This window comes from Corynebacterium sp. HMSC062E11 (genome assembly GCF_001811845.1).
Taxonomy (GTDB): Bacteria; Actinomycetota; Actinomycetes; order Mycobacteriales; family Mycobacteriaceae; genus Corynebacterium; species Corynebacterium hesseae.
The window spans coordinates 56,384-71,933 of record NZ_KV806774.1; the positions used below are offsets into that span (position 1 = coordinate 56,384).

General features: G+C 64.0%; 13 protein-coding genes. 5 read left to right on the forward strand and 8 right to left on the reverse strand.

Going from position 1 to position 15,550, the window contains the following annotated elements:
- Window positions 1–23: 23 nt before the first annotated feature.
- The 4 genes from HMPREF2822_RS00285 to HMPREF2822_RS00300 are packed head-to-tail and all read right to left on the reverse strand — an operon-like array spanning window position 24 to window position 5,327.
- The gene (locus HMPREF2822_RS00285; RefSeq protein WP_070519563.1) at window positions 24–1,004 is read right to left on the reverse strand and encodes an LLM class flavin-dependent oxidoreductase; all 981 of its coding nucleotides are present in this window, start codon (window positions 1,002–1,004) and stop codon (window positions 24–26) included.
- Between the two features lie 3 nt (window positions 1,005–1,007).
- Window positions 1,008–2,348: a branched-chain amino acid transport system II carrier protein gene (gene brnQ / locus HMPREF2822_RS00290; protein WP_070519565.1), complete on the reverse strand. Its 1,341-nt coding sequence runs from the start codon at window positions 2,346–2,348 to the stop codon at window positions 1,008–1,010.
- Between the two features lie 38 nt (window positions 2,349–2,386).
- The gene (locus HMPREF2822_RS00295; RefSeq protein ID WP_070519567.1) at window positions 2,387–3,484 is read right to left on the reverse strand and encodes a MalY/PatB family protein; all 1,098 of its coding nucleotides are present in this window, start codon (window positions 3,482–3,484) and stop codon (window positions 2,387–2,389) included.
- Window positions 3,485–3,494: 10 nt separating this feature from the next.
- Complete coding sequence (locus HMPREF2822_RS00300; protein WP_070519569.1) at window positions 3,495–5,327, reverse strand: ABC transporter ATP-binding protein; 1,833 nt, start codon at window positions 5,325–5,327, stop codon at window positions 3,495–3,497.
- 90 nt (window positions 5,328–5,417) lie between these two features.
- Between HMPREF2822_RS00300 and HMPREF2822_RS00305 the strand changes: the two genes are divergently transcribed.
- Both HMPREF2822_RS00305 and idi read left to right on the forward strand, forming a co-directional pair.
- Window positions 5,418–5,954, forward strand: a complete 537-nt coding sequence (locus HMPREF2822_RS00305; protein ID WP_070519571.1) for a hypothetical protein — start codon at window positions 5,418–5,420, stop codon at window positions 5,952–5,954.
- Window positions 5,951–6,475 carry an isopentenyl-diphosphate Delta-isomerase gene (idi, locus tag HMPREF2822_RS00310; protein WP_070519572.1) on the forward strand — a complete coding sequence of 175 codons (525 nt, stop codon included), beginning with the start codon at window positions 5,951–5,953 and terminating at the stop codon, window positions 6,473–6,475. The genes HMPREF2822_RS00305 and idi overlap by 4 nt, the downstream gene beginning before the upstream one ends.
- Here idi and HMPREF2822_RS00315 read toward each other — a convergent pair.
- A complete protein-coding gene (locus tag HMPREF2822_RS00315) occupies window positions 6,472–7,743 on the reverse strand; it encodes a carboxylesterase family protein (RefSeq protein WP_070519574.1) in 1,272 nt (423 codons plus the stop codon). The genes idi and HMPREF2822_RS00315 overlap by 4 nt on opposite strands.
- 174 nt (window positions 7,744–7,917) lie before the next feature.
- On the opposite strand from HMPREF2822_RS00315, the gene HMPREF2822_RS13435 reads away from it, so the two are divergent.
- Window positions 7,918–8,073, forward strand: a complete 156-nt coding sequence (locus HMPREF2822_RS13435) for a hypothetical protein (RefSeq protein ID WP_167595632.1) — start codon at window positions 7,918–7,920, stop codon at window positions 8,071–8,073.
- A gap of 63 nt (window positions 8,074–8,136) precedes the next feature.
- On the opposite strand, the gene malQ is transcribed toward HMPREF2822_RS13435, so the two are convergent.
- Window positions 8,137–10,236: a 4-alpha-glucanotransferase gene (malQ, locus tag HMPREF2822_RS00320; protein WP_198530941.1), complete on the reverse strand. Its 2,100-nt coding sequence runs from the start codon at window positions 10,234–10,236 to the stop codon at window positions 8,137–8,139.
- A 93-nt stretch (window positions 10,237–10,329) separates the two neighbouring features.
- On the opposite strand from malQ, the gene HMPREF2822_RS00325 reads away from it, so the two are divergent.
- Together HMPREF2822_RS00325 and HMPREF2822_RS00330 are read left to right on the forward strand one after the other, a co-directional pair.
- Window positions 10,330–12,171 (forward strand): AMP-dependent synthetase/ligase, encoded by a 1,842-nt coding sequence (locus tag HMPREF2822_RS00325; RefSeq protein ID WP_070519578.1) that lies wholly within the window; start codon window positions 10,330–10,332, stop codon window positions 12,169–12,171.
- Between the two features lie 125 nt (window positions 12,172–12,296).
- Window positions 12,297–12,977 carry a hypothetical protein gene (locus tag HMPREF2822_RS00330; RefSeq protein ID WP_070519581.1) on the forward strand — a complete coding sequence of 227 codons (681 nt, stop codon included), beginning with the start codon at window positions 12,297–12,299 and terminating at the stop codon, window positions 12,975–12,977.
- A 118-nt stretch (window positions 12,978–13,095) separates the two neighbouring features.
- Here the strand turns inward: HMPREF2822_RS00330 and HMPREF2822_RS00335 are convergent, their stop codons facing one another.
- Both HMPREF2822_RS00335 and HMPREF2822_RS00340 read right to left on the reverse strand, forming a co-directional pair.
- Window positions 13,096–14,163 (reverse strand): CNNM domain-containing protein, encoded by a 1,068-nt coding sequence (locus HMPREF2822_RS00335; protein WP_070519583.1) that lies wholly within the window; start codon window positions 14,161–14,163, stop codon window positions 13,096–13,098.
- On the reverse strand, window positions 14,163–15,536 hold the full coding sequence (locus HMPREF2822_RS00340; RefSeq protein WP_070519585.1) for a hemolysin family protein: 1,374 nt from the start codon (window positions 15,534–15,536) through the stop codon (window positions 14,163–14,165). The genes HMPREF2822_RS00335 and HMPREF2822_RS00340 overlap by 1 nt, the downstream gene beginning before the upstream one ends.
- Window positions 15,537–15,550: the final 14 nt, after the last annotated feature.

Consider the following 15,550-nt stretch of genomic DNA (forward strand, 5'->3'; position numbering starts at 1 on the left):
CGGATGCGCGAGGGCGCGTCCGCCTACAGCTGCCACGCTTGAGCCAGGTTAACCATGTTACCCAAGGCGGCCTCGTGGCTTGTGGATTGCAGGGAGATCATGAGTTCATCCGCCTGGGCCAGATTTTGGAATTCCGTGAGGTAGTCGCGCACGTGCTCGATACTGCCCACGGCGGAGTACTTCAGCATGCCGATGATCTGCTGGCCCTGCGGGGAATCGATGATGCGGGCAACGTCGGCGTCGCTGAGCTGCTTGCCACGACCTGCAAAGGCCTTGACGCGGCGGAAGCAGACCTTTTCAAATTCCTCGTCGGCGTCATCACCCGCGGTGACGTTGACACCCGCGATGACATAGGGCTCCGGGTGGGCTTCGGAAGGCTGGTAATTCTCGCGATAGTAGGCCGTGGCGGCCTCGAGGTGTTGCGGGGCAAAGTGCGAGGCGAAGGCATAGGGAAGCCCGTACTTGGCGGCGAGCGAGGCGCCGAACAGCGAGGATCCCAGGATGTAGATGGGGACGTTGGTGCCATGGCCGGGGATGGCCTTCACTCCGGGGATGAGGGACTTTCCGGAGAGGTAGCCCTGCAATTCTTTGACGTCCTCGGGGAAGCGTTCGGCGGCGTGGCCATCGCGGCGCAGGGCGCGGCCCAAGGTCTGCATGTCAGTGCCGGGGGCGCGGCCCAGGCCGAGGTCGATGCGGCCGGGGTAGAGCTCGGCGAGGGTGCCGAATTGTTCGGCGATGACATAGGGCGCGTGGTTCGGCAGCATGACGCCGCCGGAGCCCAAGCGGATGCGCTCGGTCTTCGCGCCGATGTGTGCGATGAGCACCGCCGGGGAGGAGGAAGAAATGGAGGGCATGTTGTGGTGCTCGGTGTACCACATGCGCTTAAACCCCAAAGCCTCCGCGCGTTGCGCCAGCTCGACCGACCTGGCCATGGACTGGGAGGGAGATTCCCCCGGGTAGATGGTGCAGAAATCGAGGACGGACAAAGCGGCGCGGAACGTCATGAGCTACTCACTTTTCTTCGACGAGCCTGTAGATACAACGTCGATGATAACGCCGATGGCAAATGCGAGGAGCGTGGGAACCACCCAGCCCAGGCCAACGTCTTGGCCAGGGGCGAAATCAAGCGGGGCGCCGAAGGAGGTGGCGGCGGACCACAGCACGGAAACCCACAGTGCCAAGCGGAATCCCCAGTAGAAGGTGACCCACTTCTTGACTACCGGTTGCAGGAGGGTCAGCGCAATCAGCGAGATAGCCGGCGGGTACAAGAACACGATGAAGGGCACCGCGATGGCAAGCACCGTGTCCAGGCCCTGGAAAGCGAAGGCGATGGACAGCGCGGTAAACAGGCAGGCCCACAGGTGGTAGGTGGTCTTCGGCACGAGCAGGGCGAAGAACTCCGAGGTGGCGGAAATCAGGCCCACGGCGGTGGTCATGCACGCCAGGATGACGATGGCGGAGAAGACGGCCTGGCCGATATTGCCCATGGTGAGATTGGAGGCGTCGGCAAGCAGGGCGGCGCCGGACTCATAGGAGGCACCGTTCGGCATGGTTTGGCCGATCCACGCCAGCCCCAGGTAGATGGCGGCGAGCAGGGCGCCGGCGATGACCGCGGAGAGAATGGTTCCGCGCAGCAGCTCACTGTTCTTGGAAAAACCCTTGGAGCGCAGGGAGGTCACGATGACGATGGAGAAAGCCAGGCCCGCGATGGCGTCCATGGTGTTATAGCCCTCAAAGAGGCCGGTAACGAAGGGTGCGGAGGCATACTCTTCAGTTGGGGTGCCGGGCATGCGGGGATTCGCCACGGTAGCGAGGGTGATGAGGACCGCGAGCAGGATGACCAGCGCCGGGGTGAGGAACTTGCCCAAGGTGTCGATGATGTCATTCGGGCGCCAGGCCAAAGCCAACGCGATAAGGAAGAAGACGACGTTGAAGGCGCCGTTGGCGAAGGTCCCCTCCCAGCCCAGCAGCGGGGTGATGGCGGTTTCCATGGACACCGCGCCGGTACGCGGCAGGGCGTAGAAGGCACCGATGGCCAGGTACGCAATGACGGAGAAGGCCACGCCGAAGATCTTGCCGCCGTGGTTTCCGATATCCCGCACGGACTGGCCGGAAATGGCCACCGCGACCACAGCCAAGACCGGCAGCGCCACGCCGGCGGCGAGGAAGCCCAAAGTGGCGGGCCAGAAGTTGGTGCCGGAGGAGACACCGACTTCCGGTGGGAAGATCAGGTTGCCCGCTCCAAAGAACATGGAGAAGAGCATGAGTGAGGCAACGATGATGATGCCGATGGGAGAACCCGTCTTCGAGGCGGACTGAGAGGGAGCCTGAGCGTCATTAATGGACATTTTTCTAAGAATAATGCCCATGACATGAGATGTAAACTCTAGCTGAAGGCCTTCTCCAGCCGATCCAGCGCTTCTTCGAGCAGTTCGCGGGAGGTGGCGAAGTTCAAACGCGCGTGGTGCTCGCCGCCCGTACCGAAGGTCACGCCCTCGTTGAGAGCCACCTTGGCGTGCTCGCGAACCCACGCTGCGGGCTTCGGGTCATCACCAATAGCGGTCTCGGAAAAGTCCAACCACAGCAGGTAGGTGGCCTGCGGGTGGGAAGTCTTTAGGCCCGGCACGCGCTTGGGCAGCTCCTCCACCAGCCAGTCGCGGGTCTTCTTTAAGTACGCAATCTCCTCGTCGAGGAACTCCCCGCCGTCGCGGTAGGCGGCCTCCGCCGCCAGAACGCCCAGCGTGCCGGTGCCGTCCTTGGCCACACCGGTCAGCGAATTCCAGCGCTCCACGTCCGCGGAGTTGGAGAAGATCACCTGTGCGCACTTGAGACCCGCGGTATTCCACGCCTTGGACGTGGCGGTGACGGTGATGACGCGGTCGGACAAAGCACCCAACGGGATGTGGCGGCCCTCGTAGACCAGCGGGGCATGGATCTCATCGGAGAGGATACGGGCATCATACTTATCCGCCAGTTCCACGAGTCCCCGCAGCCAGTCCTCGTCGAAGACGATGCCCAGCGGGTTATAGGGGTGGGAGAGCAGGATGGAGCCGGCGCCGGCCTGAAAGGCGCGCTCGATATCGTCTAGCTCCAGCGAGGTCTCTATCTTTTCGCGCCCCGCGGTCTCCGGCAGCTCCAGCAGCGGCGGGTAAGACGGAACCGGTACGGCCACCGCGCCCTCAGTAAAGTACTGCACCCCGAGCAGCAGCCCGCGCACGACGTCCCCAATCCAGAAGACGTGTTCCGGGCGCCAGCCGTAGCGCGATTCATAGAAATCCGCCAGGGCCGCGTTGAGCTCGGAGGCCTTGGGGGCTGGGGTGTAGCCGAAGGATTCGGCGTCGACAGCCTCCTGTATTGCTTCCTTCACCGCGGGGGCGGTGAGGAAGTCCGATTCAGCGATCCACAGCGGAATGATGTCCTCGTCAAAGACGGTCCACTTGCGGGTGCCGCGGGCACTAAGTTCTTTCAGGCTAGGGAAATGCATGCGCCCCACCTTACTCGTCGGTGGGCTGCACAAATCCGTATTTTTTCAGCCGCTGGCGGTCGGCGGCGGAGGCGGATTGGGTCAAACGCAGCAGCTCGGCGTAGATGCCGCCGGACTGCGCCAGCTCGGCCGGCGAACCAATTTCGGAGATGCGGCCGTGGTCGAGGGTGATGATGGTGTCCACGTCCGCGATGGTGGACAGGCGGTGCGCGATGATGAGCGTGGTGCGGTCCTTCATGAGCTCATCCAGGCCCGCTTGCACGGCACGCTCGGCCTTGGTGTCCAGCGCCGAGGTGGCCTCGTCGAGCACGAGGATGGGGGCGTCCTTGAGCATGGCGCGCGCCACGGCCACGCGCTGCTTCTGCCCGCCGGAGAGCTTGAGGCCGCGCTCACCGATGACGGTGTCATAGCCATCGGGGAATTCCTCGATGAAGTCGTGTGCATTGGCGCGCTTGGCGACGTTCACGATCTCCTCCATCGTCGCCTCCGGCTTGCCATAAGCGATGTTTTCCTTGATGGTGCCTGAGAAGAGATAGGACTCCTGGAAGACCACGCCGACTGAGGCGCGCAGGCGCTCGGCGGTAAGCTCCGCGGCGTCGTGCCCCAGCACCGTCAGCTTTCCCTCCGTGGGCTGGTACAGGCCCAGCAGCAGGTTGACCAAGGTGGACTTGCCGCCGCCGGACTCGCCGACGAGCGCGACTTTGTGGCCCTCCTCGGCGGCGAAGGAAATGCCGGCGACGACCGGCTTATCCGACTCATAGGAGAAGGACACGTCCTCGAAGGCGAAGACCGGGCCTTGTGTTGGGCGCAGCGGCTCGGCCGGGGTGAGATCGAGATCGGGGACGTCGGAGGTTTCAGCGGCGGCGACCAGCTGCGGGTTTACCGTGGGCTCCGGGGTCTCCTCCATGACCTTGAAATAGTCCTTGGAGCCGGCAATGGCGCGCTGGCTGACATCCACGATCCAGCTCATCATGAACACCGGCTGCTTGGCCATGTTCACCAGCTGCAGGAGCATGACCATGTCACCGATGGAGAAGTGGCCCTCCAAGGTACGCCAGAAGATCAGGCCATAGATGCCTAAGAAGATCAGCGCCATGGCCGCGCCACGCGCGGTATCCATGGAATGCCACCAGCGCGATTGCGGCTTCGTCGTATCCACCACCGTGCGGTAGCGCGAACCGAAGGAGGCCAACTCGCGGGCCTCGGCCACGAAGGACTTGGTCACCTTCACTTGGCCGATGACCTCCGCGAAGCGCCCATTGGCCACGTCGATGTTTTCGTTCTTGATGGCCTCGAATTTCTGCCAGCGCTCCGAGGTCAGCGCGGTGAGCCACATATAGATGGGGAAGAGCGCTGCCAGCAAGATGGCCAGCGGCCAGTAGTACACCGCGGTGATGACCAACACCGCCGCGGCCTGGATCAGCATGACGAAGAAGTTATTGGAGAAGGATTGCAGGAACTGCGTGATATTCGCAATCGAGCGGTCCAAGCGCGCAATGATGGTGCCGGTGACCTGGTTGTCGTAATAGCCCTGCGGCACGGAGAGCAGCTTGGCAAAGTAGCGCGTGGACAGAATCTGGCGCAGGCGCGCCACCATGACGTCGCCGATATAGCCGCCGATGTTTTTCACCACGTTGCCCAGCGCATCTGCCACAAAGAGCGCGACGACCCACCAGAGGATGGTACGCAGCGGGCCTCCTGCGACGACGGTATCGGTGGCCTCGCGGAGGATGAAGGGAGTCAGCAGCGAGAGAATCGCGGTAACTGACGCGGTGATTAGGACGCCGAGATAGAACGGCCACAGCGCAGACGCGCTGCGGACGATGCGGAGAATAGAGTTCATCGTCGGCCGATGTTACGCCCTTAATAGGAATATCCAACCCGTCGACTAAGGTAAGGGAGAAACCGAAGTCGTGATGGAAAAGGATTCGCGGTGAAGAAGTACCTCCCCCTAGCGTGTGCCCCGCTGTGCCTGGTTGCCCTCTCAGGCTGCAGCATCCTCCAGCCGCCGGACACGGGCCCGCAGGACAACATCGTGGTGTCCAGCTCGGAGCCGCCGACCTTTGAGGCTAAAGACGTGGACGCCGAAGAGGTGACCTCTAACCTGGCGGCACCTGTCAAGGACAAGGGACTCAACGTGGAGTATGAGCTGCAGGGCCTGTACTCCGGCGGCGGTGGAACGGTGCTCACGGTGAAGATCCACAACCTCAACGAGGTGCCCATGCCTGCCGACGCCCTCCCGGAACCCACCCTCGAGCGCGCCGACGGCAACGGCGGTTGGGCCACCGTGGATCCGATTGCTTATGACCCGGCCGTCAACACGGACTTGCCCGCGCCGGGCTTGGACCACCCGCTGGGGGCAGGCGCGTCCACCAACCTCCAGTATGTCTATGACGTTGCCCCCGGCAACCTGTGGAACGCGCGCTTTAACATCGGCAACGTGCGCTTTGTAGGAGACCTCAATCTATGACGGAACTCGTCGTTCTAGCCTCGCCCGAGGGCAAGCCCGCAGGCGTCGCTGAGAAGGCCGCCGTCCACACCGCGGATACTCCGCTGCACTTTGCTTTCTCCGCCTGGGTGGTGCGCGGAGGCGAGCTGTTGCTGACCCGCCGCGCACTGTCCAAGCTGACCTGGCCTGGTGTGTGGACCAATTCCTTCTGCGGACACCCCGGGCCGGATGAGCCGACTGCCGACGCCGTCGTGCGCCGCGCCCAGTTCGAACTTGGCCTCAGCGGCACCCCTCACTTAGTGCTGCCGAACTTTTCCTACCGCGCCGTGGATTCCTCCGGCGTGGTGGAAAACGAAATCTGCCCGGTCTATCTCTTTGAGACCACCGACGAACCCACGCCTAACCCGGATGAGGTGGACTCCTTCGCGTGGGTCCCGGTGCGCGATGTCCTCGCTGCCGCCGATGCCACGCCATTCGCCTTTAGCCCGTGGATGGTTGAGGAGCTGGCCCACGAGCCGTTGCGCGAGGCCCTGTTGGCCTAAAGCAGGCTGCCATCCTGGGCGAAGGCCGCCGAGATATAATCCAGGCTGGAATAGGCCACGCGGTTTTCGCCGTTATCCAGGTTGTATTCCCAGATGGCGTGCTCGGGGCGGTAGGCCTCGAAACCGGGCTCGCCGGTGCGCACGAAGTCCCGCAGCCACTGTGCTAGCTCCGTGTCCCCAAAGAGCGGGCGCAGCTCCTCGCAGTGCAAGGCCGGGCCCGAGGAGCGGGTGAACTCCACCATCCAGGTCTTACCTGGTGCCTTCTCCGCCACCTCTGCCGCCCAGCGGCGGATGATGGCATCACCCACCAACCGGCCCATAGGGCGGTCCTTATCCATGTGCTGTGCCACCTGATACCACGGCTTGAAACCATTGCGGGGAAATCCAAAGCGCGGGGCCACATAGCGCAGGATGAGGCCGCGGAAAGGGGAGCGGTCGATCTTCTGCGTGGCCGGGATGTTGTAGAACTCGTCTCGGGTGCTGGCGAGGATGAGGGGGACGTCGGCAAGCTGCCCACACTCCAGTGGGGTGGGGCCCAGCGCCATATCGAGGCTGTACTTCTTGCGGAACTTGGCGTAGCCGGCCGCGAGCTCCTCCTTATCCATCGCCGCCAGGGAGGAGCGCGTGATGGGCTTCTTCATCACCTGGCGCAGCGTGGCCTTGCGCTCCTCGAAGCTCTCCCGCGGGAAGCCCGGGGAGAGCGCCACGGCGCGGCGAAAAGCCCCGCGGTAGTGATCGCGCCGACACAACCAGAGAACGGCATTAGCGCCGGCAGACTGGCCCACGACGGTGACGTTGGTGGGGTCGCCGCCGAAGGACTCGATGTTGCGCTGGATCCATTCCAAGCCCAGCTGCAGGTCCTCGATGGCGCGGTAGTGGTTGGGCTCATCATCGCGGAAGCGGGCCAGGCCCGGCAGGCCCACGCGGTAGCCCAGCTGCACGTGGACCATGCCCGCCTCCGCAGTCGGCGTGCCCTCCGCCCGGGGGTCCTCGTGGGAGCCGTGCTCGTAGCGGCCGCCGTGGATGTAGACCAGGGTGGGTGCTAGGGCGGCGGTGCGATTGCCGGGCGCGGGGGCGGTGATGGTCAGCGCGACCTTCTCCGGATGCGGTTCGCGCGCGTCCTGGTCACGCGGCGGGGCGGGCTCGGGGTTGTCGAAATCTCCCGGGATGTGGGAGTACTCGATGGAGTGGAAATGGGCCACGTCCCCATCGAGGTAGCCGGTGATGGTGCCCGCGGGGCAGGTGACGTCGAAAGGTGCACTGCTCATGGACAACAGGCTACCCTGAGGGCATGGAATGGCTCGTGCAGGCGCCAGTGTGGGCGCAGATGGCGGTGCTCGCCGTGACCGCAGTGCCGGCCGCGACCGTCATGGGGTGGGTGCTGATGTGGGGTATCGACCGTGTGAATTCGTGGCTAGCACCCGCGACTAGGATAAAGAAACATGACTGACGATGATCACCGCGAAGGCCTGTGGGACCCCGAGCGCCCGCAGCCTCCCCACCGCAAACGCGCACTGCCTAAGTCCCGAGTGAGCGTGACCCTCTGGCTGATGATCGCGCTCATCGTCGTGGTGGCCATCGTCGGCGTTGTCTTTTAAGAGGGTCTTCCTGAAGGGAAGGTGCCGCTAGGGGCGCCGTGCTTGCCGACGCCCCTCCTAGCCCTAGCGCCCGGCACCCGGCCTCGTGGCGGCCTGGGCGAGGCGCTGGTAGAGCTCCTGCTTCGGCAGATCCTCCAACAACACCGGCTTGCCGGCGGTATCGCACAGCGGGATGCACCAGTTGGGGTATTGGTCCTTTGTCGTGCCCGGCTGGTTTTGGGCGCGCACGTCACCGACCATGTCCACCAGGTTGGTCACCGTCAGCGCCGACGGGGTTCCCGCGATGTAGCGGTGCAGGGCAACGAGCATGTCCTTTTCGCTCTCGCGGTTGTCCAACATGCCATAGGCCTGCAGGTTGTCCTTGACCTTTTCCTGCCACGCGCGGTCCTCGGCTTCTTCTTCCGCCACTGGGCGGGTCAGCAGACCCAAGCGGGCGCGCAGCGCGATGTGGTCGCCGCGCAGGAAGGCGAGCGTCGGCGGCAGATCGTGCGTGCCCACCGAGGACATGGCCATCTGGCGGTATTGATCCTGCGGGCGCGGGGTGGGGCCGTCCTCGGCGTGCTCAAACCAGATGATCGTGGTACCCAGCACACCCATATCGCGCAGAGCGTTTTGGACCCACGGCTCCAGGGTGCCCAGGTCCTCGCCCACGAGCACTGCGCCGGCGCGCTCAGCCTCGAGCGCGAGGATGCCGAGCATAGCCTCCCAGTCATAGGACACGTAGGTGCCGTTGAGCGGGGTGGAGTGGCGCGGGATCCAGTACAGGCGGAACAGGCCGAGCACGTGGTCAACGCGCAGGCCGCCGGCGTTGCCCAGCATCGTACGCAGCAAGTCACGCCACGGCTGGTAGCCGGATTCCGCCAGGCGGACCGGGTGCCACGGCGGCTGAGACCAGTCCTGGCCCTGCTGGTTGTAATCATCCGGCGGGGCGCCCACCGAACACTGCGGGGCGAGGTATTCCGCCAGGTTGACGGCGTCGGCACCGGCGGGGTGGATGCCCACGGCCATGTCGGTGATAAGCCCGATGCTCATGCCGGCGTCGAGCGCGCGGCGCTGGGCAGCATCTAGCTGCTCATCGCAGAGGAACTGCAGCCAGGAATAGAACTCAGCCAACTCGCTGACGTCAAGGCTCAGCGCGTGGCGACGGCCGCTGTGGCGTTCGAGCTCGGTCTCGGCGCACCACAGCGCGAAGTTACGCAGGCCACGGCCCTCGCGGCGCTGGTACTCGCTAAAGGCGGTGCGGCGCTCTGGGGTCATCCCCTTGTTGAAGAGCTCCTGGAGGACCTGCAGCTTGGCCTCGAAGATGGAATCACGATCAATCTCTTCTGCAGACAGGTTGCGCTCGCGGAACTCGGCGGCCAGCTCGGCCACGTCATCCTGGAGTTCCGGGCTGAGTAGTTTCAGCTCCGGGACGTCCTCGATGCGGATATAGATCGGATTGATGAATCGCCGCGTGGTGGGCAGGTAGGGCGAGTCTTCCACCGGCGGAATCGGCTCGCCAGCATGCAGCGGATTAATAAGGAGGAAGTCGTAGTCCGGCGCCAGCAGTTCCGCCAGCTCTGCCAAGTCACCGAAATCACCCATGCCCCAGGACTTCTCGGAACGCACTGAGTACAGCTGCGCCATCGCACCCGCCGCGGGGCGCTCAAGGTAGCGATCCGCCGTGCTCAGGTGGTTCGGCACGACGATGAGCGGGCACTCGTGCTCTCCGATGCCGGGAGAGGACAGGAGCAGCTTATGGAATCCGAGAGGCAGGTCGCCGGGGACGTGGAAGCTTGCCTCGCCCCACATGGTTCCGGAGACGTCGGCAGCCGGGGCATCGTTGGGGTCCTGGTAAGTCGGGCGGGTCTCGCCGCTTTCCAATTCGATGGTGACGGAGACCGGATCCCCGTCGTGGACGTGGACGGCGAAGGACTTTTCGGCGCCTTCGCGGGCCACCACGCAGGGCGGCAGCGGGCGGGAAGCCCGAGCGAGGTAGTCCTCGAAGAGGGCTTGGGTTAGCTCCTCATCGTCCGGACGGTCGGAGATAGAGACGCCGAGTGCGCGCAGCGTGTAGGTGATTGTCTCCTCGCTGACGTACACAGGCTGTCCGTTCTGGGCGGTGTACTCGCAGGCCACACCGTGGCGTTGGGCAAGTTCTTGAAGCAGATCACGGGTAGTCACATCCCCCAATTGTGCCACGCCCTCCCCACGCGCGTAATAAATCAGGTTGGTAGAGTGGGCTGGAATTTAGTTTTTGTGGGAAAGGACACAACTGTGACTTTGAATGAAGCGCACACCAAAGCGGAATTCGAGATCAAGGACGGCGAAACGTGCCTTACCGCCATGATGGCTACGGCGCACGCCCGCCCACATGGCGTGCTGTTTACCCGCCCGGCGAATTACGAGTGGGTCAACGTCACCGCCAAGGAATTCGTCGAGGAAGTCTACGCGGTGGCCAAGGGGCTCATCGCCTTCGGCGTGGAGCAGGGTGACCGCGTGGCGCTCATTTCCACCACCCGCTATGAGTGGTCCCTGCTGGACTACGCCATCTGGGCCGCCGGTGCGGTTTCCGTTCCGGTGTACCCCTCGTCGTCGATGTCCCAGGTTCAGTGGATTATCGAGGACTCCGGCGCAATCCTCGCCATCACGGAAACCCGCGAGCACTCCGAGCTGGTCAAGCACCTGAAGCTGCAGGAGGACGGCACCCCGCAGCTGCACGGTTCCCCCTCCCAGCTGCGCCGTGTTCTGGAAATCAACTCTTCGGCCGTCGATACGCTGAAGTTTGAGGGACGCGACATCAGCGACGACACCGTCAACCAGCGCATCGAAGCCACGCACACTGACGACGTCGCCTCCCTGGTGTACACCTCCGGCACCACCGGGCGCCCCAAGGGCTGCATGCTGACCCACCGCAACTGGCTGGCGGAAGCCCGCGGGTTGCTGACCAACCCGATTGGCGCCATCGCCGTGCCGGGCGCACACGTCCTGACCTTCCTGCCGCTGGCGCACGTCTTCAGCCGTGCGGTGTCACTGGCCGTCACCATCGGTGGTGCGTCCCAGAACCACTGGGCGGACTTCAGCACCATCACCGTTGAGTTCGCTCGTTCCCGCCCGAACCTGATTCTCGGCGTTCCGCGCGTGTTTGAAAAGGTGCGCAACGGTGCCTCCGCCAAGGCACATGGTTCCTCCGCGTTCAAGGGCGCGATCTTCGACAGCGCGGAGAAGGTCGCCATCGAATACTCCAAGGCACTGGACACCCCGGAGGGTCCCAACCGAGTCCTCAAGGCCAAGCACAAGGCCTTTGACAAGCTGGTCTATTCCGCCATCCGCCAGGCAATGGGCGGCGAGGTCAAGTACTGCATCTCCGGTGGCTCGGCCATCTCGCAGGATCTGCTGCACTGGTACCGCGGCATCGGCGTGACCATCTACGAGGGCTATGGACTTACGGAGACCGCAGCGGCTGCCGCCGTGGACTTCGTGGATCAGTCCATCGGCACCGTCGGCCCGCCGCTGGGCGGAACGACGATGCGCATTAACGAGGACGGCGAGATCCTGATCAAGGGCGATATCGTCTTCAAGGGCTACTGGCAGAACCCGGAAGCCACCGAGAATGCCCTGCAGGATGGCTGGTACAACACCGGCGACCTCGGTGAGATCAACGAAGAAGGCAAGCTCGTTATCACCGGCCGCAAGAAGGACCTCATTGTGACTGCGGGCGGCAAGAATGTCTCGCCCGGCCCGATGGAAGATATCCTGCGCTCCCACCCGCTGATCTCCCAGGCCATGGTGGTCGGTGACGGCAAGCCCTTCGTCGGCGTGCTGCTCACCCTGGATGAGGACGCGCTCAAGCGCTGGAAGGCGGACCACAACATCGCCGCGACCAAGGGGATGCGTGAGGTAGCTGCCGATCCGGCGCTGCGCGCGGATATCCAGGACGCCATCAACCAGGTCAACGCCACCGTCTCCCACGCGGAGGGGATTAAGAAGTTCGTCATCCTGGACCAGGACCTCACCGAGGAAAGCAACGAGCTCACCCCAACCCTGAAGGTCAAGCGTTACGTGGTGGCCCAGCGCTATGCGGCCGACATCGAGCGCCTCTACGCCGGCAAGAAATAAGGCTGGGCGGAGTCTGTGAATTCCTTCGGAGTGTCGCGCAGCCGAATCCGAGGATCTCTAATAGAGTCAGCGGGGTCAGAAAAACTCTAAACCTCAACTAGAGGTTCTCACGGGAAGGGCGGCCTATGCACAAGATCGCAGCCGAGCTGCGCCACCGTGAGCTGACCCAAGAAATCTATAACATCGGCGATGAAGTCGTCGACTACATCGAGCACCTCATCGAGGCCATCGAGGACTGGGACGATGAACTCTCCCTCGACTGCTTGGCCGAGCTGGGGGATATCGTCGAAGACGCCCGCGTGGATTCCGGGCGCTGCGTCGGCGAGCTCATCGGCCTGCGCCAGGCGCTGGTCTCCGGCCTGAAGTCCGGCACCATCTCGGCTGCCTCCTCCGGCGACAATGACGTCGAGGAACCGAAGCAGCTCACCGCCCGCGCACTCGCTGAGGGCCTGCCCATCTCCGGCCCGCCCGTCGTGGTCTCCGAGCTGGCAGAAACCCTGCGCGGCCGTACCGCCGCGGTGGCTGCCTACCTGCGCGAGCTGGTGGAGTACGTGCTGGCGCAAACCGACGCGGTGGCCCGCAACCTCGACGTGGTCTCCCTGCCCAACCTCTACAAGCGCGCGGGTGAATCCTCCCTTATTGCCGTGCAGGCCTGGCGCCACACCGTCGTCGAGGCGCACCCCGCCTTCGTGCGCACCATGCGCGGGCACAATCCGCCGCCCTTCCTAGAGGAGCGCGCGCGTATCGACGCCGTCGTCGCCCGCGTCCGGGCTAAGCGCCAGAAGCAGGCCGCCACGACCGCTTAAGGAGCCGCATCACAGACTTCCTTGTTGCCAACACACAAGGACAAAAGGAAAGCGCCACCGAGATTCCCTCTCTCGGTGGCGCTTTTCGTTGCTTGGCGTGGCGCCTAGCGCGTACGCGCTAGGCCCCCGGGTTCTTGGCGGCCGGCGCGGCTTGGTCCAGCTGTTCCGTAATCTGCGGCCACAGCTGGCCCATGATGTCATCCCAGGTCAAGATCCACACGGTCTTGTCCTTGGTGGGCTTGCCCACCATGACGAGTTGCTCGTTGCGAGCGCGCATCTGATCCAGAGTCTTCTGCACGGTGGAGGAGGAGCTCACCGCTAACGCGGGGCGGGAGAATTCCAGCACCGGGGTTTCCGGATCCGCCAGCAGGGTATCGCGGACGTGGACGATGCGCGGTATGCGCGAGGCGCGTGGGTAGACAAGCACGCGCATGATGGACTTGTGCACGACGAGGTCGTGCAGCTCAGCCACCGTGGCATCGGAAGACAGCGGCAAGATTTCCGAGCCGTGCTCGCGGGCCAACTGTGCGGCGGTGGACGCTTCCAGCTCGATGACGCCGGTGATCTGGTTCGCGGAGTCGTCGTCAAGCGTGCCCGTCTGCCGCGAGTGCTCGACGAGGTGGCGCAGGGTTTCCGCGTCATAGCCGGCCGCACCGGCGCGATCGACGGGTTCCTCGCCGGTCATGAGCACCAGCTTGTTCGCCATCTTGTTGATCCAGATCAGCAGCGGGCGGAAGAGCCAGATGAAACCGCGGGCAGGAACCGCAATGAGCTGCAGGGCCGTCTCCGGGTGGGCGATGGCCCAGGACTTCGGCGCCATCTCACCGATGACCAGGTGCAGGAAGGTCACGACGAAAAGCGCAAGGAGGAAGGAGACGACGTCAGCAACGCCTAGCGGCAAACCGAGGGCCTCCAGCGGGCTCATGAGCAGGTGATGGACCCACGGCTTGGTCACGGCACCGAGGACGAAGGTTGCGGCGGTAATGCCCAGCTGGGCGCCGGCCAACATGATGGTCAGCTCGTTGAGCGAGCGAAGGCCCGCGCGCGAGGCAGCGGAGGATTCCGCGGTTTCCTCCAGACGGTTGCGGCGCGCACCCATGAGGGAGAACTCGATGACCACGAAGAAGCCGGAGGCAGCAATGATGAGAATGGTGATGAGGGGGTTGAACCACCAGGTATCAGTCATTAGTCATCGTCTCCTTCCGGGAATTCCTCCACCAGCTCGAGGGCTAGGACGGAGGGCACGTGGCGGTCGATTTCCTCGACGCGCACGTTAAGCGTGCGGGTGGGGGCTTCGTCGCCGTCGACCCAGTCTTCCGGCTCGGCCTCTAACTCGATGGCGAGCTCTTCGCCTTCCTCCGGCAGCGTGCCGGACTGCGCGATGAGCAGGCCGGCGACGGTTTCGAAATCACCCTCGGGCAGGTCGTGGCCGATGGCGCGCTCGATCTCGTCAATGGGGGTGTCACCGTCGACGATCCAGTGCGTTTCGTCTTGCTCGGTGATCTCTTCGGTCTCTTCGAGGTCGTGCTCATCGGTGACATCGCCGAGGATCTCCTCGGCCAAGTCCTCCATGGTCACAATCCCGACGAAGCCGCCGTATTCGTCGATGACGCAGGCGAGTTTCTCGTCGGCGTCGCGAAGCTCTGTGACGACGTCGGGAAGCGGCATGAGCTCCGGCACTACCACGGGTTCCTTCATGATTTCGCGGGCCGGGGTGGCCACGGGCAGCTCGGTGCCCAGCACGTCGTAGAGGTGCACCACGCCGATGGGATTGTGCTCATCGTCGATGATGGGGTAGCGGGTGTGGTTCTCCGACATCATCTCGCGCACCTCGCCGATGGTGGTCTCCGGCTCAATGACATCCACGCGCGAGCGCGGAATCATGGCGTGTCCCACGTCGTGTTCGGGGAAGTCGAGGAGGCGGTCGAGCACCAGGTAGGTGTCCTCATCCAAGTCGCCGGCCTCGTGGGAGGCATCCACGATGGACTCCAGGTCATCGGTGGTGGCAGAGGAATCGACATCCTCCACCGGTTCGATGCCGAAGACCTTGAGGATGGCGTTGGAGGAATACTCGAAGAAGTGGATCAGCCAGCCGAAGATCTTGAGGTACCACATCGTGGACGCGGACAGCCACAGCGCTGTCTTCATGGGGGCGGCGATGGTGTAGTTCTTCGGGAAGAGCTCGGCAAAGAGCATCGTGAGAACCGTCGACACGGCCAGCGCGGTCACCGTACCGATGGCAACGGACACGCCCGTGGGCACGCCCACGCCGCCGAGCAGCTGGCCCAGGCCTTGGCCCACGAGGGGCTCGGCCACATAACCAATAAGCAGGCCCGTAATCGTGATGCCCAGCTGTGCGCCGGAGAGCATGAAGGAGGTTTTCTGCGTGATTTTGAGCGCGCGCTCCGCTGGTTTATCCCCAGTCGCAGCGCGCTGGCGCAGCTGCGTGCGGTCCACGGACATGAAGGCGAATTCTTGCGCGACGAAGTACGCGTTGGCCACGATAATGAGAGCGATGACGGCGAAACCCGCCACAATCATCAGGATGGCAGATAACACGGCTTACCCCACCG